This window comes from Herbaspirillum sp. WTB6 (genome assembly GCF_057457785.1).
In genome coordinates, this window is record NZ_CP176522.1 from 2,776,370 (window position 1) to 2,800,763 (window position 24,394).

The following is a 24,394-nucleotide window of genomic DNA, read 5'->3' on the forward strand; positions in this document are numbered from 1 at the left end:
TGCTTTGTTGCTACGGTCCTGAGATGCCTAGACCGAGAAGTGTACAGGAGGCAAGTGCACCAAGCGGGACGCCCCACGAGGGAAGCAGCAGCGGAACGACATGATCGTAAGGGTTACACCTGCCATTTCGGGTTCAACTTACACACCGAGGTGAGCATAGCCGGCGGTAATAGTTGAGACTTGCGGATCAAATTTTGATGGAGATTTTTGTCGAGATACCCAACGTTGGGATGATTTTCAGAACTGCCGTCATCCATATTTTGCAATTGCAAGCGATCGACCGGCTGAATGTCGGCCCTTTCGCCGTCCCGGCGACGCAGTACCTGTTCGGTGTCCCGGAATGGTGACATCCGTGCTTTTAATCCTGTCGTACATCAGAGACCATAAAAATATGGGCAGGATAATCTGCTCAACTCCGTCTCAACGACAGGGGTAAATTAGTTGAGCAGTATGCGGGGCGGAAACGAAAAAACCGACCCTTTGAGAGTCGGCTTTTAACGTAAGTCTTTGATTGTTAAGACTAAATTTGGTGGTGATAGGTGGACTTGAACCACCGACCCCAGCATTATGAGTGCTGTGCTCTAACCAACTGAGCTATATCACCAAAGAGCCCGAGATTATCGGGTTTCCGCTGTCGGCTGTCAACGAAAAGAAATGATCAGACTACCGGCTTGATCATATACATATGACAGTATTTATTGACTCGAAGTGAAATCGGGCGAAATCAGGCAGAAAATTCCTATACTCCCGTTTTTTCCGATATTTTTGAAAATTCCCCGGCCTCGGCGATCGCCTGCCGCACCAGCGTTGCGGCGTCCGGCCGCAGGCAATCGATGCTGTGCCGTTGCGGCATCGAGCGCAGCCAGGTCAGTTGGCGCTTGACCAGTTGGCGGGTGGCGATGATCGCCTTTTCGCGCATCTGCGCATGATCGTCGAGGCCTTCCAGGTAGTTCCAGACCTGGCGGTAGCCGACGCAGCGCATCGCCGGTAGGCCGGGGCGCAGGTCGCCGCGCGCGCGCAGTGCAATCACTTCGTCGATCAACCCGGCCGCCAGCATGGCGTCGAAGCGGGCCGCGATGCGCTGGTGCAGCACGGCGCGCTCGGAAGGTTCCAGCGCCAGCGGCAGCAGCCGGAATGGCAGTTCGGTGGCAGTTTTTTGCGCCAGCAGCGCCGACATCGGTTGCCCGCTGAGTTCGATGATTTCCAAGGCGCGGCCGATGCGCTGGCTGTCGTTCGGCGCCAGGCGCGCGGCGGTGGCCGGGTCGAGCGCCGCCAGTCGTGCATGCAGCGCCGGCATGCCGAGCGTGGCGGCTTCCCGCTCCAGCCGCGCGCGCACTTGCGCATCGGCTGCAGGCAGATCGTCCAGGCCGTCCTGCAGCGCCTTGAAATACAGCATGGTGCCGCCGACTAGCAGCGGCAGCCGTCCGCGCGCGACGATGTCTGCCACCAGCCGCAGCGCGTCCTGGCGGAATTGCATTGCTGAATAGGCTTCGCTCGGTTCGATGATGTCGATCAGGTGGTGCGGCACCTCGGCCCGCTCGGCGGCGCTCGGCTTGGCGCTGCCGATGTCCATGCCGCGATACACCAGCGCCGAATCGACCGAGATGATTTCGCTCGGGATATGGCGCGCGATTTCGAGTGCGGCGGCGGTTTTGCCGGACGCGGTCGGGCCCATCAGGGCGACCGCCAAAGGCTTGCCGGTGGTGTTCATTGTCCGCGCAGAAACAGCCGGTCGAGATCGGCAATCGCCAGTTGCACCCAGGTCGGGCGGCCGTGATTGCACTGGTCGGCGCGCTCGGTGGCTTCCATCTGGCGCAGCAGCGCATTCATTTCTGGCACGCTTAGGCTGCGGTTGGCGCGCACCGCGCTGTGGCAGGCCAGGGTACCGAGCAATTCGTTGCGCCGCTCGACCAGCACGCGCGAGCCGCCGAATTCGCGCACGTCGCGCAGCACGTCGCGCGCTAGCGCCTGGGCGTCGGCGCCTTTCAATAGCGCCGGTAGCGCGCGCACCGCCAGCGTGGTCGGCGACAGCGGGTTGATGTCGAAGCCGAGCGCCTGCAACACTTCCCGGTGTTCGGTGGCGCTGCCGATTTCGACCGCATCGGCGAAGAACGTGACCGGAATCAACAGCGGCTGCACCTGCAGCGCATTGGCGTCCAAGCCTTCCTTCAACTGCTCATACACGATGCGTTCGTGCGCCGCATGCATGTCGACCAGCACCAGCCCGCGCGCGTTTTGCGCCAGGATGTAAATGCCGTGCAACTGCGCCAGCGCGAAGCCGAGCGGGAATTCATCCTGCGCCAAGGCTGGCGGCGCCGGGTTTGGCTGCGGCACGGCCGGTGTATGTGGCCCGCCATCGGCGTCGGCGGCAGAGTCGGCGGCAAACAGCGCGCCATAATTCGCCGTGCTTTGGGCGACGCCGCTGGCGGCGAAGCGGGCGCCGAAGCTGGCCTGCTGCGGCGGCGTGATCCAGCGTAGTGCGGAGGGCTGGGCCGGTTGCGGCGCCGGCGCCGCGCCATGGGCGGTGGCCGAGGTCTGCGCCAAGGCGCGCTGCACCGCATGGAACACGAATTGATGCACGGCGCGGCTGTCGCGAAAGCGCACCTCGGTCTTGGCCGGATGGACGTTGACGTCGACCAGGGCCGGGTCGAGTTCCAGTTGCAGCAGGTAGGACGGAAAGCGATCGCCGTGCAACACGTCCTGGTAGGCGGCGCGCACCGCATGCGTCAGCAGCTTGTCGCGCACGAAACGGCGGTTGACGTAGAAATACTGCGCATCGGCGCGCGCTTTCGATGCGGTCGGCAGACCGACGAAGCCGGACAGGCGCAGCGGCCCGGCGGCCTGCTCCAGCGCCAGGCTGGCCTGCGCGAATTCGTCGCCGAGGATCTGCGCGCTGCGTTTCGCAGTGTCGGCGCTGTTCCAGTGCGCCACCGCGCGGCCGTTGTGCGACAGCGAAAACGCGACATCCGGGCGCGCCAGCGCAATGCGCCGCACCACTTCGGCGCAGTGACCGAATTCGGTCTGCTCCGACTTCAGGAACTTGCGCCGCGCCGGCGTGTTGAAATACAGATCCTGCACGTCCAGCGTGGTGCCGGGCGCGCCCGAGGCCGGCACCACGTCACCGTCGCCGGTGATTTCGGACGCGTGGGCGGCGTCGGCGGTGCGCGACGTCAGCCGCAACTGGGCGACCGCCGCGATCGAAGCCAGCGCCTCGCCGCGGAAGCCGAGCGTGGCGACGTTTTCCAGTTCATCCAGCGAGGCGATCTTGGAAGTGGCGTGGCGCGCCAACGCCAGCGGCAATTGCTCGGCGGCGATGCCGCGCCCGTTGTCGGTGATCGCGATGCGCTTGACGCCGCCTTGTTCCAGCCGCACCGTGATCTGCGTGGCGCCGGCGTCGAGCGCGTTTTCCAGCAATTCCTTGACCACCGCCGCCGGCCGTTCGACCACTTCGCCGGCGGCAATTTGCGAGATCAACTGGTCGGGCAGGGGCTGGATCGGGCGGACGGCGGTCGGGGCAGGATTCATGCGCAGATTATAACTGCGCGGGCGCCGTGCTTCGCGCCGCCAAGCCGGGCGGTGGTGTATGATTCCGCCGGGCTATCATTGGGAACATCATGGATTTTATGCAATTGCTCGACATGATCCTGCATGTCGACAAATCACTTGGTACGTTGATTGCGAATTACGGCACGATGATTTATGCGGTGCTGTTTTTGATCGTGTTTTGCGAAACCGGCCTGGTGGTGCTGCCGTTTTTGCCCGGCGATACGCTGCTGTTCGTGGCGGGCGCCTTTTGCGCCACCGGCGAAATCAACATCTGGTGGCTGATGGGCTTGCTGGTGACTGCTGCGGTCACCGGCAACACGGTCAATTACTGGATCGGCAACGCCATTGGCCAGAAGGTGTTTACGCACAATTACCGCTGGCTGGACAAGGCGGCGCTGCACCGGACCCATGTCTTTTACGAAAAGCACGGCGGCAAGACCATCGTGTTGTCGCGCTTCGTGCCGATCGTGCGCACCTTCGCGCCGTTCGTTGCCGGCGTCTCGAAAATGACGCCGTCGAAATTCCAGTTCTATAACATCAGCGGCGCGCTGCTGTGGGTGGTCGGCCTGGTCGGCGCCGGCTATTTCTTCGGCAATATCCCGATCATCCGCGATCATCTGAATACCATCGTACTGATCGGTGTCGGTGCCGCCGTGGTACCGCTGATGCTGGGCGGCCTGTGGAAGTTCTACAAGAAATTCGCCAGCTAACAGCGCCGGCGTTGGCCGCCGGCGCCTGACCCCGCTTAAAACTCTTCCCAACCCTCCGCCGCGGCCGTCGCGGTGGACGGTGCGCGCAGCCTTGGCGCCGGCGCCGGTGCCAGTTTGCGTGCGGGGGCGGGGGCCGGCAATGAAACCACGGCGTCGGCCGCCGACACCTGGAATACACCGACCACCTGCAACAGCGTTGCCGCCTGTTCCTGCATGCTGGTGGCGGCCGCCGCGGCCTGTTCCACCAGCGCCGCATTCTGTTGCGTGACCTGGTCCATCTGCGAGATGGCCTGGTTGACCTGTTCGATACCCGATGTCTGTTCTTCGCTGGCGGCGGTGATTTCCGCCATGATGTCGGTCACCCGCTGGATGCTGCTGACGATCTCGCCCATGGTGGCGCCGGCCTGATCCACCAGCCGCGTGCCGCACTCGACCTTCTCGACCGAGTCGTCAATCAGGGTCTTGATTTCCTTGGCCGCGGCTGCACTGCGCTGCGCCAGGTTCCTGACTTCGGCTGCCACCACCGCAAAGCCCCGACCCTGTTCGCCGGCGCGCGCCGCTTCCACCGCCGCATTCAACGCCAGGATGTTGGTCTGGAAGGCGATGCCGTCGATGACGCCGATGATGTCGACGATCTTTTTCGACGAGGCGTTGATCGAGCCCATCGTCTGCACCACTTGCGAGACCACGCCGCCGCCTTGCAGCGCGACGGTGGAAGCAGAGGCCGCCAGTTGGTTGGCCTGACGCGCGTTGTCGGCGTTTTGCTTGACGGTGGAGGTCAGCTCTTCCATCGAGGACGCGGTCTCTTCCAGCGAGCCGGCCTGTTCCTCGGTACGCGAAGACAAATCCATGTTGCCGGCGGCAATTTCGGCGGAGGCGGTGGCGATGGTGTCGGTGCCCAATCGTACCCGGCCGACGATGTCGGCCAGGCTGGCGTTCATGTCGTGCAGCGCTTTCAGGAGCTGGGCGGTTTCGTCCTTACCGCTGACCTCGATGCGGGAAGTCAGGTTGCCGGCCGCGACCTGGCTTGCCAGCCCGACCGCATGCTGCAATGGCCGGGTGATGCTGCGTGTCAGCGCCCATGCCAGCAGGGCGCCGAGCGCCAGCGCCAGCGCGCCCAGTGCGATCAACAGCAGCCGGCCGGTACGGAAATGTTCGTCGATGCCGGCCGATGCCTGGTTGATCAGTTGCTTTTGATGGTCTTTCAGCGCCGTGATGCTGTTGACGTAATCTCGCAATGCCGGAGCCAGGTGGGAGTCGACCCTGGCCCTGGCATCGGAGTACTCATAATTGGCCTTGAGCTGTAGCACGACATCGCGCTCTTTCTGGTAGACGACGCGCTTTTGCTGGATATTCGCCAGCAGTTGTTTGGCTTTGGCTCCCTGCACCAGCTTTTCGAGCTGCTGTTGAACTTCGGCGATTTGTTTTTGGGTTTCGCTGATTTCGGCCAGGTATTCCTTTTCCAGACTCGGCTCCGAAGTCTTGGCCAGTGCATACGTGCGCACGCTATTGATGGTGGCAACCTGGCCCAATTCCGACGCCAGCCGTTCCTCCACCAGGGTTTTATCGGTCATGGTTCGGGTTGCCGCTCCGATTTCATTCAGACGCCAGATGCCGATGACACTCATCAATGCCATGAGCGCCAATAGCAGTGCGAAACCGAGCCCCAGGCGCATGCCGATTTTCAAGTTTTTCATGTTTTTCTATCAATTTCCGAAGTGGAGTTGTTGCTTCGTTTTGTTACAGCCGCCGCGCTGTATCGCACGGGGTGAGGCGGGTGGATGAGGAATCGAAGCCGATGTCATTTGCTACCGCGAGGAGTCGGGGCCGGACGAAGGGACAGGCCAATCCGAATAATGCTTAACGGCAATATTTTCGGAAACTGTAGGGCTGTGGCAAACGTTCTGAGCGCGGCGCGGGCTGCCGCGCATCAGGTCATGCGGCCCTTGGACAGCGGCGGATTCTTGGCGAAATACTTGCGGATGCCGTTCAAGATCGCGGCGGCCATCTGTTCCTGGTAGGCGTTGTCGGTCAGCTTGGCTTCTTCTTCCGGGTTGGAGATGAAGGCGGTTTCGATCAGGATGCTGGGAATGTCGGGTGCCTTCAGCACCGCGAAGCCGGCCTGTTCCACCGCACCCTTGTGCAGGCGGTTGATGCCGCCGATTTCATTCAGGACAGCGCGGCCCAGCTTCAGGCTGTCGCTGATTTGCGCGGTGGTCGACAAGTCCAGCAGCACGCTCGCCAGTTGCCGGTCCTTGGTCTGGATGTTGACACCGCCGATCAGGTCGGCGGCGTTTTCCTTCCTCGCCAGCCAGCGCGCGGCGGTCGAGCTGGCGCCTTTCTCGGACAGCGCGAAGACCGAGGCGCCGCGCGCGGTCGGTTCGACGAAGGCGTCGGCATGGATCGAGACGAACAGGTCGGCCTGCACCTTGCGCGCCTTTTGCACCCGCACCTGCAGCGGTACGAAATAATCGGCGTCGCGCGTCAGCATCACGCGCATGTTGGGCTGCTCTTCGATCTTGTGTTTCAGGCGCTTGGCGATCGCCAGCACCACGTCCTTTTCGCGGCTGCCACCGCGCCCGATTGCGCCCGGGTCCTCGCCGCCGTGGCCGGGGTCGAGTGCGATCGTGATCATGCGCGTGGTTTGCCCGCGCGCCTTGCCGTCTTTCGGGTCAGCCGCCGCCGGGGCGGCCTGGCTGCCGGCGTCCGCCAGCGGCGGCTGCGCCATTTCGTCGGACCACTGGCCCTTCCTGATCAGTTGCGCGATCGGGTCCGGTTCCTGCACCGGGTGCAGATCGAACACCAGCCGGTGCTGGTACTGGCCGGCCGGCGCCAGCGTGAACACCTGCGGCCGCACCTCTTCCTTCAGGTCGAATACCAACCGCACCACGCCCGGGCGGTTCTGGCCGACCCGCACCTGGCGGATGTAGGGATCGTTCGGCTGGATTTTGGCCACCAGCTCTTTCAACGTCGGGTTCAGGTCGAGATCTTCGATGTCGACCACCAGCCGCTCGGGATTGTTGATGGTGAAGTGGCTGACCTTCAGATTGCTGTCGTTTTCCAGCGTGACGCGGGTGTATTCCTCGGCTGGCCAGACCCGCACGGCGAGGATTTGGGCGGCGCGCGCCGGTAGCGGGGCCAGCACCGAGATCAGCAGCGTGCCGCCGGCTTGCAGCAGGGCGCGGCGGCGCTTGAAACCTTGCGGTGTCACAGGTTCGGTGCGAATTTCAGGCGGTCGAGGCATTGCAGACCCTTGGCGGACAACGCCCGCAATTCTACATCACGGGCGCTGCCGCAGACGGCCAGCGCAACCTCGAGATCGGCCGGCGGCAACACGCCGGCGCCACGTTCCGGCCATTCGACCAGGCACACGCCGTGGCCGTTGAAGTGCTCACGGAAGCCGGCGTCGAGGAATTCTTCGGCGCTGCCCAGGCGGTACAGGTCGAAGTGGATGACTTCGGTGGGGCGGCCGTCGATCGTCACCTGATACGGTTCGGCCAGCGTGTAGGTCGGGCTCTTGACGTGGCCGGCGTGGCCGGCGGCATGCAGCAGCGCGCGCGCCAGCGCGGTCTTGCCGGCGCCCAGTTCGCCATGCAGATAAATCGCCATGCCGGGCAGCAGCGCGCGCGCCAGCGCGGCGCCGAGAGCGGCGGTGCCGGCTTCGTCCTGCAGTCGGGTCTTGAAATGGCGCATCGAATAAAATGCCGGTGATGGATTTTCCTGGTCGTCAGCCGGTTTTGCCGCCCGTATGACGTTTGTTTGCTGTGACACTGCGATTGCTTTCAAGTGATTCCTGAATCCCCGCTTGCCGCATCCCGTCTGGCCCAGTTGGCGCTGGAGATCAAGGCCTGGGGCCGCGAACTGGGCCTGGCCGAGGTCCGCATCACCGATACCGAACTGGCCGAAGCCGAAACCGGCTTGCAGGCCTGGCTGCAGCAGGGCTTCCACGGCGAGATGGATTATATGGCAGCGCACGGCACCAAGCGCACCCGTCCGGCCGAACTGGTGCCGGGAACGGTGCGCGTGATCATGGCGCGCCTCGATTATCTGCCGGATGAAACCGCGCCGGAGTGGCGGGCGCGGGAACGCGCGCGGCTGGACGATCCGGCGGCGGCGGTGGTCTCGGTGTATGCGCGCGGCCGCGACTATCACAAGGTATTGCGGGGACGCCTGCAGCAGCTGGCCAGCCGCATCGAGGCGGCTGTAGGCCCGTTCGGCTATCGCGCATTTTCCGATTCGGCGCCGGTGATGGAGGGCGCGCTGGCGGCCAAGGCCGGCCTTGGCTGGCGCGGCAAGCACACGCTGCTGTTGAACCAGGACGCCGGCTCGATGTTCTTCCTCGGCGAAATCTATACCGATCTGCCGTTGCCGGTCGATGGCGCGGTCGAGGATCACTGCGGCAGTTGCAGCGCCTGCATCGACGCCTGCCCGACCCAGGCCATCCTCGGGCCCTACCGGCTGGATGCACGGCGCTGCATCTCGTACCTGACGATCGAGCTGAAGGACAGCATTCCGGAAGAGATGCGGCCGCTGATCGGCAATCGCGTGTATGGCTGCGACGATTGCCAGGTGGCCTGCCCGTGGAACAAGTTTGCGCAGCGCGCGGTGGTGCCGGACTTTGCGGTGCGCAATGGACTCGATCGCGCCACGCTGGTGGAACTGTTTGCGTGGGATGAAGCGGCCTTCAATCGCAAGCTGGAAGGCAGCCCGATCCGTCGCATCGGCCATGAGCGCTGGCTGCGCAATCTGGCGGTCGGCTTGGGGAACGCGGCCCGCAGTGCCAAGGGGGAGCCGGGGATCGTGGCGGCGCTAAGGAGCAGGGTCGATGATCCGTCGGCGATGGTGCGCGAGCATGTGGCGTGGGCGTTGGGGCAGCATGGGGTTGAGTAGGGAAACGGCGCGGCGCGGTGGTTGCCGGATCACATACTCCAATTGCATGCACCTAATTCCGGCCTTATTTATTATTAATTTATAACATACTGCCTATTTTGTCGTTCCCGCGGTTTTAGGCGGGAACCCAGTGTCGTTTGTAGCTAAGCGATACGGTTGCTACTCCGTGGTGACTTGCCGGGGGTAGCCCGGCGGCTACTTACTTTCTTTGTCTCGCCAAAGAAAGTAAGCAAAGAAAGGCGACCGCAAGGACGCTGCCCTTCGGGTTCCCGCCAAAGTGCCTGGCAAATCGGGAAACGAAACCAACTCGCTGCGCTCAGACATGTTTCGTTTCTGATCCGATTTGCCAGGCACTTTGGCGGCAGCGTCCAAGCGGGAGGCACGTCAAAGTCAAAAGCAACGGCAACTTCACCGGCCACTTCAAAAGCGGTTTACTGCGTCAGCGCCAGCCAGAACGGCAGTGTCGCCACCGACAGCAAGGTACCGCCGGAAATCAGGAACGCCACCACCGGGCCGTTGCCGCCCATGCGGGTGGCCAGTACGTAGGCGGAAGAGGCGGTCGGCAACGCGCAAAACATCACCGCGATCTGCAACTGCAAGCCGGCCAGGCCGACCCAGCGCCCCAGGCCATAGGCCAGCGCCGGCAGCGCCAGTAGCTTGACGGCCAAGAACCAGACGCTGATGCCCTTGGCTTCGTGCAGTCCCGACAGGCGCAGGCCGGCGCCGACCATTAGCAGCCCGAGGGCGATCGACGAATTGCCCAGCCGCGCCAGGATCGCGCCCGCCAGTTCCGGCACCTGCAACCCGGCCAGGTTGAACAGGATGCCGGCAGAGGTGGCCAGCAGCAGCGGATTTTGCAGCAAGCCCTTGGCCAGCCCGCCGCTGCGATGCACCAGCGCATGCACTGCCGCCGCATTGCACAACGGTACCGTGAAGCCGACCACCAGCGCCATCAACGAGGTGGCCTGTTCGCCGCCCAGGCGCTGCGCCACCGCAAACGCGATGTAGGAATTGAAGCGGAATGCGGTTTGCACGCCCGATTCGAAAATCATCCGCCCCGGCTTGAACAGCGGCTTGGCCAGCCAGCCAAGCAGGATGCCGGCAAAGGTGGCAGTCAGCGCCACCAGCAGCAAATTGCCGGTGCTGGAAAATTCGAGCGGCGCGCGCGCGGTCGCGTAAAACAGCAGCGCCGGAAATAGCACGTAGTACACCAGTTTCTCCAGCCCGGTCCAGAATTGGGCGCCCCAGTTGGTGGCGCGATACAGCAGGAAGCCCAGCAGGATCAGGGAAAAATCGGGAAACAGGATGGTGGCGATCGACATGCGGGAATCTTGTTTCTATGAGGCGAGATCGGAAGGGTGGCGCGCACGCCGCCGCGTTATGGGGCGAGCCGTTCTGGAATCGGGTGCGGCATTTTCACGAGTTGCGCCAAGATATAAAAACCGGCCCGCAAGGGCCAGTTGGGAGCCAGTAAGTTTGCGCCGCGATCGCGTCCGAAGCCGGCGCGCGCAGCAGGCTACCGGCGAAGCGGTCGCTCGGCAATCCGCTTGCCCTGCCATCCGCTTGCCGTGGCAGTGAGTTTAGCGGCTATTGGAAGTTGTTAGCGAGAATTTCGCGGTTGTGGGCACCAGCGGTCGATGCGGCAACGATGCCGAGTTGCGCCGCCGCCGCGGTCAGCCGTCCCGCATCGTCGGAAACTATTCGAGCTTGATGTCGCCGCTGAACGTGGTTTTGAGTTTCAGGCCCGCGATTTCAAGCGTCATGATCGCTGGAAACGACTCGTTGCCGGCGATGCTCTTGTCAGCGCTGGCCCTGGCGACCGCTTTCTCGATTTCAGCTTGCGAGCTGACGCCGACCATTTTCAGAAACTTGCGCATGCTGAGGTTAAACGTTTCTTCGTTCATGGCGATCTCCAGTGTGTGGTTGATGGTGGGCGACAGGCATGTGCCGGGCTCATACCTTACCACTCCCGCATGCGATTTTCCGGGCGCGTTCCCGCCCCGCCGCCGTTGCCGCGCAACAGCAAGGCAAACAGCGCTGTTTTCCAAGCGGCAAGACGACTTTGTCAGCGCGCAATCCCAGGCGTTTTTTCGCATCAAAACAGCCGTTTCCCGGCTTGGAGTGCGACCCGTTTGGACTAGAATAAATCGCGTACCCGACCTCGATCGGTTCGCCGGTTGCAACCAGAATCCTGTGCACCAAGGAGCATCGTCATGCCGCAAGCCAGCAAGGAAAACGAGCAACGCGTCAAGCGCAGACAGCGCGCACCGCTGCTCACGCCGACCGATCTGAAAGCGGCCGCCACCAAGGACATCAGCGGCGCCATGAATGCGATCCTGGCCGACGTGTTTGCGCTCTACCTGAAAACCAAGAATTTCCACTGGCATATGAGCGGGCCGCACTTTCGCGACTATCATTTGCTGCTGGACGAGCAGGGCGAGCAGTTGTATGCGATGACCGATCCGATCGCCGAGCGCATCCGCAAGCTGGGCGGCACCACGCTGCGCTCGATCGGCCATATCGCGCGTACCCAGCGCATCCTCGACAACGACGCCGAGTACGTCGAGCCGGAAGACATGCTGGGCGAACTGTGCGAGGACAACCAGTCGCTGGCGACCGCACTGCGCGAGGCGCATGGCGTCTGTGAAGAGCACGACGACATTGCCACCACCAGCCTGATCGAAGTCTGGATCGACGAGACCGAGCGCCGCACCTGGTTCCTGTTCGAGGCCAGCCGCCGCGGAGACTCCACCGGGCATTAGCGGTTGATCGCGGCAGCCGCAACAGTGGCCGTTGCGCCGCCTGCTTTCAGTTGCCTGCCGCTGGGCGCCGGCCCGGCTTTCCGCGGGCGCCAAATCGGCCTGCCGCTTCGCTGATCATGCGCAATCGCAGCGCTTGGCGAAGGCGTACAGTGGATCGTAAACGGGGGCGCCGGAAAACCGGATTTCAGGCAGAGGAGTCAATCATGCATGAGGCGATCAAACAGGGGTTCATGGTGTTCGTCTCCGACGGCGAGACGGGGATCGGTTCGGTGCGCCAGGTGGCGCCGGCAGGCCGCCCGGAACTGGTGATCTATGTCGAGAACGCGGGAGATTTCGTCGTGCCGTTCGGCGCGATCGAGGCGGTCCATGCCGACAAGGTCATCCTGAACCGCGAGCGCATCACGCCCGACTTGCGGACCGCGATTGGCCGGGCGCACGATGCCGAGGATCCGGATTTCGTGGCCGATTCCTCCACCGGCGATGATTCGGGCACGTTCAGTTCCGATTTCATCGAGCAGCAGCGCGAGCGCCTGCTGGCCTTGCGGGCACAACTGCTGGGCGGCGAGCTGGCGGGCAGCGCCAGCGCGCGCGATTACCAGGAACAGCATGGGGAAGAGGCGCAGGAATTCGAAGACCGGGCGCAGGAGATGGTGCAGAACGAAATCCGCCAGGCGTTGCATGACGTCGATTTGCGGCGCTTGAGCAATATCAATCGGGCGCTGCGCAAGATCGAGGAAGGCACGTATGGCCGTTCGGATGCGAGCGGTGAGCGCATACCGCTGGCCCGTCTGGCCATTACGCCGGAGGCGCTGCTGACCGTCGAGGAGGAGGAGGCACGCGAAAAAACAATAAAATAATGAGAGTATGCTACAAAAATGACCGTTTCAATTACGGACTTGGGTATCAATCATGGGAGTATATTGAATTTTGCGGCTCCGGAAGCGAGGCATGGGTAGCGGATTCCGTGCCAGCAGCGGCTTTGTTTTGCGCCTTGATATGCGGTAAACAGCAGCGGCGCCGTCCGCTCGGGCGGGCCGCTGCCGACTGTTTGCCGCAGCTTATTTCAGCAGGCGCGCCAGTTCCACTGCGGTCTTGACATTCATCTTGGCGAAGATGTGCGCTCGGTGCACTTCCACCGTGCGCATGCTGATGCCGAGCTGGTCGGCGATGATCTTGTTCATCTTGCCTTCCAGGATCAGATCCAGCACTTCGCGTTCGCGCTGCGACAGCGAGGCCAGCCGCGACTGTACGCCGGCTGCCGCGCTGGCGGCGCGCGAGGATGCCAGTGCCTCCTGCACGCGATCCATCAGCTTGTTGTCATTGAACGGTTTTTCGAAAAAATCGAAGGCGCCGTTTTTCAGCATGTCGACCGCCATCGGCACATCGCCGTGCCCGGTCAGGAAGATCACCGGCAGCCGTTGGGTCAGGCCGCGCGCGGCCAGCAGGTTGAACAGGGCGACGCCGGACAGGCCCGGCATGCGCACGTCGAGCAGCAGGCATTCGCCGTCGCTGTCGACTGCATCCGGATTTTCCAGGGCCGCCAGAAAGGCGCTGCCGCTGTCATAGGTAATGGCCGGCGTACCGCGCGTCTGCGCCAGCCAGGCCAGCGAATCGCGGATCACTTCTTCATCGTCGACAATATGCAGCATGCGGGATTAGCTCCGTGAGAGAACCGATAAGGAAAAGCTGAATATGGTGCCGCCGGCCGGATTGTCGGTGTGGGATAGCGTGCCGCCATGGAATTCGATCGCGGTGCGGCAGATGTTCAGGCCCATGCCCATGCCTTCCGCTTTGGTGGAAAAGAAGGACGAAAACAGGCGTTCCTTGAGCTCTTGCGGAATGCCGTGGCCGCGGTCGATGACCGCCACCTTGATCTGGTGCGCGCCGGTTGCCGCCGCCTCCAGCGTCGCGACGACGCGCAGGATGCGGCGCTCCGGCGCCACGTTCTGCATTGCCTCGATCGCGTTGCGGGTCAGGTTCAGCAGCACCTGCTCCAGCAGCACGCGATCGGCCGAGACCGGCGGCAAGCGCGGCGCAATCTCGGTCTGAATGGCGACGAAGAACTGGCTGGCCTGGAGTTCGACCAGTGGGATGATGTTCTTGATCAGTTCGGCGATCTGCACCGGCTCGCGCTGCGGTTTGCGCTGCTTGACGAACTCGTGCACGCTGCGAATGATGTGGCCGGCGCGCTGCGCCTGGGCGTTGGCCTTTTCCAGCGCCGGCTGCAGGAGTGCCGGATTAGTGCTGCCGTTCTGCAGCATGTTGATGGCGCCGGTGGTGTAGCTGGAAATCGCCGCCAGCGGCTGGTTCAGTTCGTGCGCCAGGGTCGATGCCAGCTCGCCCATGCTGGCCAGGCGCGCGCTGGCCTGCAGCTTTTCCTGCTGCATCCGGTTCAGCTCCTCGACTTTCTTGCGATCGGAAATGTCGAGAATCGACGCCATCCAGCCGGTCTGGCGGCCGGCCTCGTCCACCAGCGGCGATTCGAATACCAGTACCGGCACGCGCACGCCATCGGCGCGCAGGAACACGGTTTCAAACTGCGGCGTATTGGTGCCGGCCAGCACCAGTTCAAAGCGATCCTCGAATTCGTCCATGGCTTCCGGCGCCCAGTACGGCATTGGCGGCACGCGGCCGACCAATTGTTCCTGGGGGAATCCGACCATGCGGCAAAACGCCGGATTGACATAGGTGACGCGGCCTTTCAGGTCGCGCGCGCGCATCCCGGTGACCAGCGAATTTTCCATCGCGGCGCGAAACGTCGCCTGCTGGCGCAGCGCCCCCTCGGCCGCGAGGCGGCGGTTGATGTCGCGCCACAGCGCCAGCAAGCTCCACAGCAGGCCGAGAGAGAGCGCAATGACCGAACCGACCAGCAGGTTCGGCAGCAATTCCGGTGCGCTCTTGACGCTGTTGGTGCTCAGGTTCAGGGTCAGTCCGGGCAGTTCCAGGTCGCGGCTGTAGGTGTAGACGCTGCGCCCGGCGCCGCCCGAACTGCGCCGGGTGATCAGGTTTTCCTGGCTGTCGGTAAGAGTGATTTCATTGTCCTGGGCAAACCACCACGGCACCATTTCGTCCAGGATGCCGTTGACGGTATAGCTGGCGACCAGGCTGCCGATGTAATGGTCGTCGTGCAACAGCGGTACGTGGTAATCGAGCAGGATCGGAGTGGAGAGGCCGGGCGGCGGCGCGGTCGGCGCATACAGCGGCTTGCGGATCTTGCGGGCGTGCAGGCCGGCCGTACGCGATGCCGCTGACAACTCATCCGGCGTCGTTGCTGCCTGCCGGCTAGAGGAGACGGGGCGATCGTTGGCGTCCAGCCAGATGAAGCGATAAAACTCGTGGTTGTTGCGCAACAGCGATGCAGCCCGCTCCGCGAACTGGGCGCGGCTTAACTGGCCGCTGCTGATTTCGCTGCCGATCAGTTGAATGCTGGCTTCATTCCGCCCCAACTGGAAGCGGATCGTCTGCTCGACCCACAGGGTGTCGGCAATCAACTGCTCGCGCCGCTCGCTGGCCTCCATCTGGCGCGCCTGCCACGGCAGCCAGAGCAGGATCGCCAGAAACAGCAGGACCAGCAGGATCGGCAGCAGCCAGCGCCAGGCCTGCTTGCGGCGCGGCGTGTCAGATCCGGGTTTTTGACGCAAGGCGAACATGGGCGTGAGTGTACCCGAGCACCGGCCGAATTGTGGTTATCCACAGTTGCCGGCTTGCATCGGCCTGCGCACAATACACGGCGGCTCATTCCAGCCTAATCCGTTGCTAATTTGATCATCCATCAGGAGACATGCATGAAACTCAAGACCTTGTTGCTTGCCTTGTCGGCAGCCGCCCTCATTACACCGCTCGCCTATGCGCAAGCGCCGATCGTGATCAAGTTCAGCCACGTGGTGGCAGTCGACACGCCGAAGGGCAAGGCCGCCGAGCGCTTCAAGGAACTGGCCGAAAAAGCCACCAAGGGCCGCGTCAAGGTCGAGGTCTACCCGAACAGCACGCTATACAAGGACAAGGAAGAAATGGAAGCGCTGCAATTGGGCGCGGTCCAGATGCTGGCGCCGTCGCTGGCCAAGTTCGGGCCGCTGGGCGTGAAGGAATTCGAAGTGTTCGATCTGCCGTACATCTTCCCGGACAAGGCGGTGCTGTACCGCGTGACCGAAGGCCCGATCGGCAAGAGCCTGTTCCAGAAGCTGGAAACCAAGGGCGTGACCGGCTTGGCCTACTGGGACAACGGCTTCAAGGTGATGTCGGCCAACAAGCCGCTGCACCATCCGGCCGATTTCAAGGGCCTGAAGATGCGCATCCAGTCGTCCAAGGTGCTCGACGCGCAAATGCGCGCGCTGGGCGCCAACCCGCAGGTGATGGCGTTCTCCGAGGTGTACCAGGCGCTGCAGACCGGCGTCGTGGATGGCACCGAGAACCCGCCGTCCAACCTGTACACGCAGAAGATGAACGAGGTGCAAAGCCACGTCACGATGTCGAATCACGGCTATCTGGGCTATGCGGTGATCACCAACAAGAAGTTCTGGGATGGCCTGCCGGCTGACATCCGCGCCGAGCTGGAGGGCGCGATGAAGGAAGCCACCAAGTACGCCAACGCCATCGCCCAGCAGGAAAACGATCGCTCGATGGAAGCGGTCAAGAAGACCGGCAAGACCACGATCTATAACCTGGCTGACAAGGAAAAGGCCGAGTGGCGCAAGGCCCTGGCGCCGGTGCAAAAGCAGATGGAAGACCGCATCGGCAAGGATTTGATCCAGGCGGTCAACAAGGAATCCGCCGCGTTGGGTTATTGATCCAGTACCCGTGAGCATTTCGGAAGCGGCGACACCTGGTGTCGCCGGCTTTCAGCACGGGAAGCAACATATGACGCTGAAGGCCGGTGAAAACCGGCCTTTTTTGAACCAGAGGGACTCATGAAAGTTCTTGATCATTTGGAGGAGTGGCTGATCGCGTTCCTGATGGGCGCGGCCACCCTCGTGGTATTTGTCGCCGTGGTGCACCGCTACGCATCCGGCATCGAGATCCATTGGCTGCAGGATGAGCTGATCAAGCTCAATACCAGCTGGGCCCAGGAATTGTGCATCTACATGTTCGTGTGGATGGCGAAATTCGGCGCCGCCTACGGCGTGCGAACCGGTATTCACGTTGGCGTCGACGTCGCCATCAATCAGATGAACACCCCGTGGCGCAATAAATTCATCGTGTTCGGTCTGCTGGCCGGCGCGCTGTTTACCGGCGTCATCGGCACGCTCGGCGCCAACTTCGTGTATGGGCTAAGTGCGACCGATACCCACTCGCCGGACATGGAAGTGCCGATGTGGATCGTGTATCTGGCGGTGCCGCTCGGCTCCTACCTGATGTGCTTCCGCTTCCTGCAGGTGGCGTGGATCTTCGTCAAGACCGGCGCGCTGCCGAAACACGACCACGGCCATGTCGAAGGCCTGGAAGAAGAAACCGCGGGAGGAAAAGCATGAATGCGTTAATTATCTTCGCCTTGCTGCTGGCACTGATGCTGAGCGGCATGCCGATCTCGATCGCGCTCGGCCTGACGGTGCTGACCTTCCTGTTTACGATGACCGAAGTGCCGGTCACCGCGGTGGCCCTGAAGCTGTTCACCGGCATCGAGAACTTCGAGATCATGGCGATCCCTTTCTTCATCCTGGCCGGGAATTTCCTGACGCATGGCGGGGTGGCGCGACGCATGATCAATTTCGCCACCACCATGGTCGGCCACTGGCATGGCGGCCTGGCCTTATCCGGCGTGGTGGCGTGCGCGCTGTTCGCCGCGGTGTCCGGCTCGTCGCCGGCGACGGTGGTGGCGATCGGCTCGATCATCCTGCCGGCGATGGTGGCGCAGGGTTATCCGAAGCGCTTCGGCGCCGGCGTGGTCACCACCTCCGGTGCGCTCGGCATCCTGATCCCGCCGTCGATCGTGATGGTGATGTATTCGGTGTCGACCAACACTTCGGTCGGCAAGTTGTTCATGGCCGGCGTGATCCCCGGCATCATGCTAGCCACCATGCTTGGGCTGACCACCTGGTACCTGGCGCGCAAGAACAACTATCCGCGCATGAAGAAAGCCACCTGGGGCGAGCGGTTCGTCGCCTTCCGCAAGAGTGCCTGGGGTCTGCTCTTGATCGTGATCGTGATGGGCGGCATCTACACCGGCATGTTCACGCCGACCGAGGCGGCCGCGATGTCGGCGGTTTATGCGTTCGTGGTGGCGGTGTTCATCTACAAGGACATGCCGCTCTCGAAAGTGACGAAGGTGCTGCTCGATTCGGCTTCGATGTCGGCGATGCTGCTGTACATCATCACCAATGCGGTGCTGTTTTCGTTCCTGATGACCAGCGAAAACATCCCGCAGGCGATGGCTGGCTGGATTCTCGACCACGGCTTCGGCGTGATCGGCTTCCTGCTGGTGGTCAACGTGTTGTTGTTGCTGGCCGGAAACGTCATGGAGCCGTCCTCGATTGTGCTGATCATGGCGCCGATCCTGTTCCCGGTGGCGATGAAGCTCGGCATCGATCCGATCCACTTCGGCATCATGATGGTGGTCAACATGGAAGTCGGCATGTGCCATCCGCCGGTCGGGCTCAACCTGTATGTGGCGTCCGGGATTACCAAGATGGGGATTACCGAGTTGACGATCGCGGTCTGGCCGTGGCTGTTGACGATGCTGGTGTTCCTGGGCCTGGTGACCTACATTCCGGAAATCTCGACTTTCCTGCCCAACCTGGTTTTCGGCAAGTAAGATGCTGGCCGCCGCCGGGCACAGGGTGGCGGCCACAAAAAATTTTGGCAAGTGCCAGCGATGCTGTTAGAGTGGCGCATTCTTGACCGGCGGCACGGTCGGAGCTGAATTTTGGAGTAGTGGGAGCAAGGCAAAACAACGGTATGGATGCCGGAGCAGCCAAGGAGACCGGTGTTTCAGACGAGCCGCAAGAATGGCCACGACACCGCAGGAGCATTTGAAGGCGCATCGTCAGATGCGCCTTTTTTATTTTATGATGGCGGCTGGCAATCCAGGAGACGGCGGCTGGCTCCGCTTTCCGTATGACAGAATTCGACAGCGGACAATTGTTTGCGGCGGTGGTGGCGGCGCCATTTGGCGCGGTCGGCATCCGGACCGAAGCCGGCCTGCTGCGCGAACTGGTGTATCTGCCACCCAGCTTCCAGGAACAGGCGCCGCGTGATCGGCTGTCGGCGCGCGCCGCGCGCCAGATCGAGCGCTATCTGCGGCAGCCGGATTGCCGTTTCAACCTGCCGCTGGCGCCGGCCGGAACTCCTTTTCAGCAGCGCGTCTGGGCGGCAATCGCGGCGATTCCGCGCGGCCAGGTACTGACCTATGGCGCGCTCGCCAAGCGCCTGCGTTCGGCCCCGCGCGCGGTTGGCCAGGCTTGCGGCGCCAACTGGTTCCCGCTGGTGATTCCCTGCCATCGGGTGACGGCGGCGGGCGGGCTGGGCGGTTTTTCCAATCATGCCGACGCCGCCGGCTTTCATGTCGGCGTCAAGCGCTGGCTGCTGGCGCATGAAGGTGTCACCGGTCTCTAGCCGGCGCCAGGCGCCGCCTCCATATCAAGCCACGGTCGACGAATTTTGCGATGCGCTGTGGCTGGAAGACGGCCTGGCGCAAAACTCGCTGCAGGCCTACCGACGCGACCTGAGCCAGTTTGCGGCTTGGCTGCTGGCGGCGCGCGGCACAGCCTTGTACGAGGCGTTGGCCGCCGATCTGGAAGCCTATGTCGCGGCGCGTTTCGCCAGTTCCAAAGCGACCTCCGCCAACCGCCGGCTGTCGGTGCTGAAGCGCTTTTATCAATGGGCGCTGCGGCAAAATCGGATCGGCGCCGATCCCTGCCTGAGGATGAAATCGGCGCGGCAGGCGCCACGCTATCCGCATGCCTTGTCGGAGGCGCAGGTGGAGGCGCTGTTGGCGGCGCCGGATGTGGCGACGCCACTCGGCCTGCGCGACCGCACCATGCTGGAACTGATGTACGCCAGCGGCTTGCGGGTGTCCGAGCTGGTGCTGCTGAAATCGCTTGAAGTCGGCATGAACGAAGGCGTACTGCGCATTACCGGCAAGGGCGACAAGACGCGCCTGGTACCGTTCGGCGAGGAAGCGCGGCTCTGGATCGAGCGCTACCTGCGAGAGGCGCGCGCGCAGATCCTGAATGGCCAGATTGCCGACGCCTTGTTCGTCACCGCGCGCGGCGGGCCGATGACGCGCCAGATGTTCTGGATCCTGGTCAAGCGCTATGCGCGCCAGGCCGAGATCCACGCGCCGCTGTCGCCGCACACGCTGCGCCATGCGTTTGCCACCCATTTGCTGAACCATGGCGCCGACTTGCGGGTGGTGCAATTGCTGCTGGGCCATGCCGATATTTCCACCACGCAGATCTACACGCATGTGGCGCGCGAACGACTCAAGCTGTTGCACGCGAAGCATCATCCCCGCGGTTGAAACGGGAGCCGGCCGGCACGTGATTCTTGCCAATAGCGGGCTTGTGCGCCTAACATGATGCTCGAGCACCAAACCCATCCGAAGAGGCTGACCCATTGGCAAGAGTAAACTTTCAATACGAAAAGCGGCAAAAAGAACTCGAAAAGAAAAAGAAGAAAGAGGAGAAGCTGCAGCGCAAGCTGGAAAAAAAGAACCCGGCAGGCGATGCCGTCGAGCCGCAGCCGGAAGCGCCAGCCTCCGCGCCGCAGCAGGAGCCGAACGACTGAAGCCGTCGCCCGCACGGCGCCGCTCGAGTGCGCCGCGCACCGGGGCGCCACGCATATCCCTGAATCATGAGCAAAAAAGAACACGTCTCGGAAACGCCGGCAACGCAGTTCCTGACGCGGCACGGCGTCCACTTTTCCGAGCATCCGTACCGCTATGAAGAACACGGCGGCACCGCGGTTTCGGCACGCGAACTGGGTGTTCCCGAGCATGCGGTAGTGAAGACGCTGGTCATGCAGGATGAGGCCGGCAAGCCGTTGATCGTGCTGATGCATGGCGATCGCACGGTATCCACCAAGAATCTGGCGCGCCAGATCGGCCGCAAGTCGGTGGCGCCCTGCGCGCCCGAGGTCGCCAGCCGCCATTCCGGCTACCTGATTGGCGGCACCTCGCCATTCGGAACCCGCAAGAGCATGCCGGTGTATGTCGAGCACAGCATCCTGGAGCTTGAAAAAATCTACATCAATGGCGGCCGCCGAGGCTATTTGGTCGGCCTCGACCCGGCGCTCCTGGCCGGTTTGTTGCCGGCGACCTTGGTACAATGCGCACTCGCCCCCTGATATTCATAGGGAGTATCACTAAAAAACGCCATTTTCCGCAGGGATATAGGGCGAAATAAAAAATACAATAGGCAGTATGCTTTGTCATCAATCCTGGCGAGGCAGACAACTCAGGGAAAAATCAATGAATACAGTGTTATCCGTGCTGGCGGCCTATCTACTCGGCTCGATTTCATTTGCGGTGGTGGTCAGCAAGCTGTTCGGCCTGGCCGATCCGCGCAGCTACGGCTCGAAGAACCCCGGCGCCACCAACGTCCTGCGCAGCGGCAACAAGGCGGCGGCGCTGCTGACGCTATTCGGCGATGGCGCCAAGGGCTGGCTGGCGGTATGGCTGGCGCAAGAGTACGGCGCGCGCTACGGGGTCGGCGCCACCGGCGTCGCGCTGGTGGCGCTGGCGGTGTTTCTCGGTCACCTGTGGCCGGTGTTTTTTCGCTTCGTCGGCGGCAAGGGAGTGGCCACCGCGCTGGGGGTGCTGCTCGGCTTGAGTCCGTGGCTGGGGCTGGCGACACTGGCCACCTGGCTGATCATTGCCTATGCGTTTCGCTACTCGTCGCTGGCGGCGCTGGTGGCAGCGGTATTCGCGCCGTTCTATTACGGCTTCATGTTCGGCACCGACGCCATCCTGCTGGCGGTGCTGGCAATGGCTTATCTGCTGGTGTATCGCCACAAGGAGAATATCGGCAAGCTGATCGCAGGCAAGGAAAGCCGGATCGGCGGCAAGAAGCCCGCAGCCAAAAGTGCATCGCCCAAGAGTCCAGCCAAAAAATGAAGTCGGCGACGGTGGTTCAGCGTCCCATCCACAATTTGCTTTGCTGGCGCACCACGTCGTTCAGCGAGCCGCTTTCCTGATAAGCGACGCGCAGCCAGTCGGCGTTGGATTGGCCTGCCAGCACCTGCTTGCGCAAGTAGGCGATCGCGTTGCTGGTCCCCAGTTCCCGTGCCACCTCCGCCAGGGCTTCGAAGGTGGAGAGGATGTCTTCCTTGATGCTCGGCTGCTCGCCCGTCAGCGGATTGATCAGCACCCCGCCCAAGCCGAAGCGGCAGGCCTGGAAGCGATTGTAGGAATACGTGAGATACACGTCCTGCGCCGGCTGCAGCGCGCGCTCCGCGAAAAAATGCTTCGAGAGCGTCTGCGCGTAAGCCGCCAGCGCGACCGCGGTTTCGATCGTCAGCGGCGTGTCGCAGACGCGAATCTCGACCGTGCCATACTCCGGCTTGGGCCGGATGTCCCAATAAAAATCCTTCATGCTGGCGACGATGCCGAGCTTTGCCATCTTGTTGAAATAGGCATTGAAGCCGTCCCAGTCGGTGACGAACGGCATATAGCCGGACAGCGGGAAGGCATTGATGCTGGTGAGGCGCGACGACTGGAAGGTGGTGTCGATGCCCTGGTAAAACGGCGACGAAGCCGAGAGCGCGATGAAATGCGGGATGTAGCGCGCCAGCAGGTGCGACAGCCGGATCGCTTCGTCGCCGTTGGGGCAGCCGATGTGGATATGCTGGCCGTAGACGGTGAACTGCTTGGCCAGGTAGCCATATAGCTCGGATACCAGCCGGTAGCGCTCGGCGGGGAAGATGCGCTGGTCTTCCCAGTGCTGGAACGGATGAGCGCCGCCGCCGGCCAGCGAGAGATTCAGCTTGTCGGCGGCAGCCACCAGCAGCTTGCGCATCGCGTCCAGCTCGGCCAGCATCGGGCCGTGCTCGGTATGCACCGAGGTCGCGATTTCGATCATGCTCTCGGTGATTTCCGGCTTGATGTCGTAGCCGTGCTGCTGCTTGTCGAGCAGCGCCATCAGGTCGCTGGAGCCGCGCGTCAGGTTGTAATCGCGGCGGTTGACGATCTGCAGTTCCAGCTCCACTCCCATCGTCAGCGGGGTGGAAGAGTTGAATGTCAGCATCGGGAAATTCTCCTGTGTCAGCGCTTCAGGTCTTGGCTTCACCGGACCGGATCAGCGCGTAACGGGTGCAGATCGGGCCGATGATTTCCAGGATCACCAGGATCGACACCGTGAGCGTGGTCATCTGGACGCCGAAATCCGGATATGCCCCGGCCGCCTGCTGCACCATGATAATCTTGAAGCCGGATAGCGGCAGCAAGGCCACGCCCAGCAATCCGCCCTTCTTCAGCGTCATGCCGTTGAAGCCCGCCAGGGAGGTGGTCAGCAGGGCAGTGACGCCGAAACGCACCGCGACGAAAGCCAGCACCAGCGGCGCCAGCTCGCGCAGATGCGACAGTTCCAGCCGGGCGCCGGCAAACACGAACAGCACCACATACAGCAGGGCGTTGAACTGGCTGAAATCGACCTCCACCAGCGCGTGGCGGCGGTCCTCGCTGCGGCTGGCGATGCCGAACGCCAGCAGCGCGATCAGCGCCGACAGATTGAACATCGCCGCCATGCCGACCGTGGCCGCCACCAGCGCCAGCACCAGGATCAACTGCGCCTGCCGATCGCGCCCGAGCCAGTGGCCGATCCAGATCAGCAGCCGGCTCACCAGCCAGCCCAACGCGATCGAGCCGCCCAGCAGGTAGAGCGGATGCAGCACGTAACTGCGCCATCCGGCCTGGAATTCGACGTGCAGCGCCGCCAGCCCCATCGAAAACACCACGAAGGCCAGCGAGTTGCCGATGGCCACGATGTTCAGCATGCGTTCCGTCAACTGTCCCTCCGCATGTACTTCATTGACGACATTCATCGCCACCGCCGGCGAAGTTGCCATGCCGATCGCCGCCACCATGCTGGCGATCAGCTTGCCGACGCCAAACAGGGTCAGCACTTCGAACAGCGCCAGGAAGGTGCCGACGCTGATGATGATGCCGGTCAGCAGCAGGCGCTTTTCGCGCAGCAGCCAGCGATAATCGACCCGCCGGCCGAGTTCGAACAGCACCAGGCCGAGCGCCAGATCCACCAGCAAGCCGAGCCGGTTCAGAGTGTCGCCGTCGATCAGATTGAATCCGGCCGGCCCGATCAAGAGCCCGGTCAGCACATAACCGGTAATCACCGGCACCGGCAGTGCGCGCGCCACCAGCCTTGCGCCGAGGATGCCGGCAATCAGGATCAGGCCGGTGGCAGTCAACAGGTTGAGTCCGTCCGGCAGCGCCGGCAAGAAATGTAGTGATGTCATCGCGTTCCCGTTTTGAGTAGATGCGGTACAGACCGGGTGCCGCGGCAGCAAGCCGCCAGCATTTCAGAAAACTGTGCCGCCGGC

The 24,394-nt window shown here is 62.8% G+C and carries 24 protein-coding genes and 1 tRNA gene; 12 read left to right on the forward strand and 13 right to left on the reverse strand.

What is annotated here, in order from left to right; all coding sequences use genetic code 11:
* Positions 1-113: 113 nt before the first annotated feature.
* The 4 genes from ACK2VC_RS12960 to mutL form a co-directional block, all read right to left on the reverse strand.
* On the reverse strand, positions 114-350 hold the full coding sequence (locus ACK2VC_RS12960; protein WP_486730775.1) for a hypothetical protein: 237 nt from the start codon (positions 348-350) through the stop codon (positions 114-116).
* Positions 351-527: 177 nt separating this feature from the next.
* Positions 528-604, reverse strand: a tRNA-Met gene (locus ACK2VC_RS12965).
* Between the two features lie 135 nt (positions 605-739).
* Complete coding sequence (gene miaA / locus ACK2VC_RS12970; RefSeq protein WP_486730776.1) at positions 740-1,711, reverse strand: tRNA (adenosine(37)-N6)-dimethylallyltransferase MiaA; 972 nt, start codon at positions 1,709-1,711, stop codon at positions 740-742.
* On the reverse strand, positions 1,708-3,525 hold the full coding sequence (gene mutL, locus ACK2VC_RS12975; protein WP_486730777.1) for a DNA mismatch repair endonuclease MutL: 1,818 nt from the start codon (positions 3,523-3,525) through the stop codon (positions 1,708-1,710). The genes miaA and mutL overlap by 4 nt, the downstream gene beginning before the upstream one ends.
* An 89-nt stretch (positions 3,526-3,614) precedes the next feature.
* On the opposite strand from mutL, the gene ACK2VC_RS12980 reads away from it, so the two are divergent.
* The gene (locus ACK2VC_RS12980; RefSeq protein ID WP_486730778.1) at positions 3,615-4,256 is read left to right on the forward strand and encodes a VTT domain-containing protein; all 642 of its coding nucleotides are present in this window, start codon (positions 3,615-3,617) and stop codon (positions 4,254-4,256) included.
* A gap of 35 nt (positions 4,257-4,291) precedes the next feature.
* On the opposite strand, the gene ACK2VC_RS12985 is transcribed toward ACK2VC_RS12980, so the two are convergent.
* The 3 genes from ACK2VC_RS12985 to tsaE all read right to left on the reverse strand — a co-directional run bounded on the left by ACK2VC_RS12985 (position 4,292) and on the right by tsaE (position 7,949).
* Positions 4,292-5,953, reverse strand: coding sequence for a methyl-accepting chemotaxis protein (locus tag ACK2VC_RS12985; protein ID WP_486730779.1), 1,662 nt, complete (start codon positions 5,951-5,953; stop codon positions 4,292-4,294).
* A gap of 233 nt (positions 5,954-6,186) precedes the next feature.
* A complete protein-coding gene (locus tag ACK2VC_RS12990) occupies positions 6,187-7,500 on the reverse strand; it encodes an N-acetylmuramoyl-L-alanine amidase (protein ID WP_486730780.1) in 1,314 nt (437 codons plus the stop codon).
* Positions 7,464-7,949 (reverse strand): tRNA (adenosine(37)-N6)-threonylcarbamoyltransferase complex ATPase subunit type 1 TsaE, encoded by a 486-nt coding sequence (gene tsaE, locus ACK2VC_RS12995; protein ID WP_486733238.1) that lies wholly within the window; start codon positions 7,947-7,949, stop codon positions 7,464-7,466. The genes ACK2VC_RS12990 and tsaE overlap by 37 nt, the downstream gene beginning before the upstream one ends.
* Positions 7,950-8,045: 96 nt before the next feature.
* On the opposite strand from tsaE, the gene queG reads away from it, so the two are divergent.
* A complete protein-coding gene (gene queG / locus ACK2VC_RS13000) occupies positions 8,046-9,146 on the forward strand; it encodes a tRNA epoxyqueuosine(34) reductase QueG (RefSeq protein WP_486733239.1) in 1,101 nt (366 codons plus the stop codon).
* A 431-nt stretch (positions 9,147-9,577) separates the two neighbouring features.
* Here queG and ACK2VC_RS13005 read toward each other — a convergent pair whose 3' ends face one another.
* On the reverse strand, positions 9,578-10,468 hold the full coding sequence (locus tag ACK2VC_RS13005; RefSeq protein WP_486730782.1) for an AEC family transporter: 891 nt from the start codon (positions 10,466-10,468) through the stop codon (positions 9,578-9,580).
* A 375-nt stretch (positions 10,469-10,843) separates the two neighbouring features.
* Positions 10,844-11,050 carry a DUF6494 family protein gene (locus tag ACK2VC_RS13010; protein WP_486733240.1) on the reverse strand — a complete coding sequence of 69 codons (207 nt, stop codon included), beginning with the start codon at positions 11,048-11,050 and terminating at the stop codon, positions 10,844-10,846.
* A 309-nt stretch (positions 11,051-11,359) separates the two neighbouring features.
* Here ACK2VC_RS13010 and ACK2VC_RS13015 point away from each other — a divergent pair, with 309 nt between their 5' ends.
* Together ACK2VC_RS13015 and ACK2VC_RS13020 are read left to right on the forward strand one after the other, a co-directional pair.
* The gene (locus ACK2VC_RS13015) at positions 11,360-11,908 is read left to right on the forward strand and encodes a Dps family protein (protein ID WP_486730783.1); all 549 of its coding nucleotides are present in this window, start codon (positions 11,360-11,362) and stop codon (positions 11,906-11,908) included.
* Positions 11,909-12,111: 203 nt separating this feature from the next.
* Positions 12,112-12,765, forward strand: a complete 654-nt coding sequence (locus tag ACK2VC_RS13020) for a TraR/DksA family transcriptional regulator (protein WP_486730784.1) — start codon at positions 12,112-12,114, stop codon at positions 12,763-12,765.
* Positions 12,766-12,966: 201 nt separating this feature from the next.
* Here the strand turns inward: ACK2VC_RS13020 and ACK2VC_RS13025 are convergent, their stop codons facing one another.
* Together ACK2VC_RS13025 and ACK2VC_RS13030 are read right to left on the reverse strand one after the other, a co-directional pair.
* A complete protein-coding gene (locus tag ACK2VC_RS13025; RefSeq protein ID WP_486730785.1) occupies positions 12,967-13,557 on the reverse strand; it encodes a response regulator transcription factor in 591 nt (196 codons plus the stop codon).
* Positions 13,558-13,563: 6 nt separating this feature from the next.
* Complete coding sequence (locus ACK2VC_RS13030; RefSeq protein ID WP_486730786.1) at positions 13,564-15,558, reverse strand: two-component system sensor histidine kinase NtrB; 1,995 nt, start codon at positions 15,556-15,558, stop codon at positions 13,564-13,566.
* A 135-nt stretch (positions 15,559-15,693) separates the two neighbouring features.
* On the opposite strand from ACK2VC_RS13030, the gene ACK2VC_RS13035 reads away from it, so the two are divergent.
* The 8 genes from ACK2VC_RS13035 (at position 15,694) to plsY (ending at position 21,956) form a co-directional block, all read left to right on the forward strand.
* Positions 15,694-16,695: a TRAP transporter substrate-binding protein gene (locus ACK2VC_RS13035; protein ID WP_486730787.1), complete on the forward strand. Its 1,002-nt coding sequence runs from the start codon at positions 15,694-15,696 to the stop codon at positions 16,693-16,695.
* Positions 16,696-16,815: 120 nt separating this feature from the next.
* Positions 16,816-17,376, forward strand: coding sequence for a TRAP transporter small permease (locus ACK2VC_RS13040; protein ID WP_486730788.1), 561 nt, complete (start codon positions 16,816-16,818; stop codon positions 17,374-17,376).
* The gene (locus ACK2VC_RS13045; protein WP_486730789.1) at positions 17,373-18,656 is read left to right on the forward strand and encodes a TRAP transporter large permease; all 1,284 of its coding nucleotides are present in this window, start codon (positions 17,373-17,375) and stop codon (positions 18,654-18,656) included. The genes ACK2VC_RS13040 and ACK2VC_RS13045 overlap by 4 nt, the downstream gene beginning before the upstream one ends.
* A gap of 302 nt (positions 18,657-18,958) precedes the next feature.
* The gene (locus ACK2VC_RS13050) at positions 18,959-19,456 is read left to right on the forward strand and encodes a methylated-DNA--[protein]-cysteine S-methyltransferase (RefSeq protein ID WP_486730790.1); all 498 of its coding nucleotides are present in this window, start codon (positions 18,959-18,961) and stop codon (positions 19,454-19,456) included.
* A complete protein-coding gene (xerD, locus tag ACK2VC_RS13055) occupies positions 19,434-20,363 on the forward strand; it encodes a site-specific tyrosine recombinase XerD (RefSeq protein ID WP_486730791.1) in 930 nt (309 codons plus the stop codon). The genes ACK2VC_RS13050 and xerD overlap by 23 nt, the downstream gene beginning before the upstream one ends.
* A 95-nt stretch (positions 20,364-20,458) precedes the next feature.
* Positions 20,459-20,629: a hypothetical protein gene (locus ACK2VC_RS13060; protein WP_486730792.1), complete on the forward strand. Its 171-nt coding sequence runs from the start codon at positions 20,459-20,461 to the stop codon at positions 20,627-20,629.
* Positions 20,630-20,695: 66 nt separating this feature from the next.
* The gene (locus ACK2VC_RS13065) at positions 20,696-21,187 is read left to right on the forward strand and encodes an aminoacyl-tRNA deacylase (RefSeq protein ID WP_486730793.1); all 492 of its coding nucleotides are present in this window, start codon (positions 20,696-20,698) and stop codon (positions 21,185-21,187) included.
* 124 nt (positions 21,188-21,311) lie between these two features.
* Complete coding sequence (plsY, locus tag ACK2VC_RS13070; protein ID WP_486730794.1) at positions 21,312-21,956, forward strand: glycerol-3-phosphate 1-O-acyltransferase PlsY; 645 nt, start codon at positions 21,312-21,314, stop codon at positions 21,954-21,956.
* Positions 21,957-21,972: 16 nt separating this feature from the next.
* Here plsY and ACK2VC_RS13075 read toward each other — a convergent pair whose 3' ends face one another.
* Both ACK2VC_RS13075 and ACK2VC_RS13080 read right to left on the reverse strand, forming a co-directional pair.
* Positions 21,973-23,085 carry a YbdK family carboxylate-amine ligase gene (locus ACK2VC_RS13075; RefSeq protein ID WP_486730795.1) on the reverse strand — a complete coding sequence of 371 codons (1,113 nt, stop codon included), beginning with the start codon at positions 23,083-23,085 and terminating at the stop codon, positions 21,973-21,975.
* 25 nt (positions 23,086-23,110) lie between these two features.
* Entirely contained in the window at positions 23,111-24,310 is a 1,200-nt protein-coding gene (locus tag ACK2VC_RS13080; protein ID WP_486730796.1) for a cation:proton antiporter, read from the reverse strand.
* Between the last annotated feature and the right edge of the window lie 84 nt (positions 24,311-24,394).

Coding starts and splice junctions, on each gene's coding strand:
- ACK2VC_RS12960 (WP_486730775.1), bottom strand. CDS start 350: ATGTCACCATTCCGGGACACCGAACAGGTACTGCGTCGCCGGGACGGC.
- miaA (WP_486730776.1), bottom strand. CDS start 1,711: ATGAACACCACCGGCAAGCCTTTGGCGGTCGCCCTGATGGGCCCGACC.
- mutL (WP_486730777.1), bottom strand. CDS start 3,525: ATGAATCCTGCCCCGACCGCCGTCCGCCCGATCCAGCCCCTGCCCGAC.
- ACK2VC_RS12980 (WP_486730778.1), top strand. CDS start 3,615: ATGGATTTTATGCAATTGCTCGACATGATCCTGCATGTCGACAAATCA.
- ACK2VC_RS12985 (WP_486730779.1), bottom strand. CDS start 5,953: ATGAAAAACTTGAAAATCGGCATGCGCCTGGGGCTCGGTTTCGCACTG.
- ACK2VC_RS12990 (WP_486730780.1), bottom strand. CDS start 7,500: ATGCCTCGACCGCCTGAAATTCGCACCGAACCTGTGACACCGCAAGGT.
- tsaE (WP_486733238.1), bottom strand. CDS start 7,949: ATGCGCCATTTCAAGACCCGACTGCAGGACGAAGCCGGCACCGCCGCT.
- ACK2VC_RS13005 (WP_486730782.1), bottom strand. CDS start 10,468: ATGTCGATCGCCACCATCCTGTTTCCCGATTTTTCCCTGATCCTGCTG.
- ACK2VC_RS13010 (WP_486733240.1), bottom strand. CDS start 11,050: ATGAACGAAGAAACGTTTAACCTCAGCATGCGCAAGTTTCTGAAAATG.
- ACK2VC_RS13015 (WP_486730783.1), top strand. CDS start 11,360: ATGCCGCAAGCCAGCAAGGAAAACGAGCAACGCGTCAAGCGCAGACAG.
- ACK2VC_RS13020 (WP_486730784.1), top strand. CDS start 12,112: ATGCATGAGGCGATCAAACAGGGGTTCATGGTGTTCGTCTCCGACGGC.
- ACK2VC_RS13025 (WP_486730785.1), bottom strand. CDS start 13,557: ATGCTGCATATTGTCGACGATGAAGAAGTGATCCGCGATTCGCTGGCC.
- ACK2VC_RS13030 (WP_486730786.1), bottom strand. CDS start 15,558: ATGTTCGCCTTGCGTCAAAAACCCGGATCTGACACGCCGCGCCGCAAG.
- ACK2VC_RS13035 (WP_486730787.1), top strand. CDS start 15,694: ATGAAACTCAAGACCTTGTTGCTTGCCTTGTCGGCAGCCGCCCTCATT.
- ACK2VC_RS13040 (WP_486730788.1), top strand. CDS start 16,816: ATGAAAGTTCTTGATCATTTGGAGGAGTGGCTGATCGCGTTCCTGATG.
- ACK2VC_RS13045 (WP_486730789.1), top strand. CDS start 17,373: ATGAATGCGTTAATTATCTTCGCCTTGCTGCTGGCACTGATGCTGAGC.
- ACK2VC_RS13050 (WP_486730790.1), top strand. CDS start 18,959: ATGACAGAATTCGACAGCGGACAATTGTTTGCGGCGGTGGTGGCGGCG.
- xerD (WP_486730791.1), top strand. CDS start 19,434: ATGAAGGTGTCACCGGTCTCTAGCCGGCGCCAGGCGCCGCCTCCATAT.
- ACK2VC_RS13065 (WP_486730793.1), top strand. CDS start 20,696: ATGAGCAAAAAAGAACACGTCTCGGAAACGCCGGCAACGCAGTTCCTG.
- plsY (WP_486730794.1), top strand. CDS start 21,312: ATGAATACAGTGTTATCCGTGCTGGCGGCCTATCTACTCGGCTCGATT.
- ACK2VC_RS13075 (WP_486730795.1), bottom strand. CDS start 23,085: ATGCTGACATTCAACTCTTCCACCCCGCTGACGATGGGAGTGGAGCTG.
- ACK2VC_RS13080 (WP_486730796.1), bottom strand. CDS start 24,310: ATGACATCACTACATTTCTTGCCGGCGCTGCCGGACGGACTCAACCTG.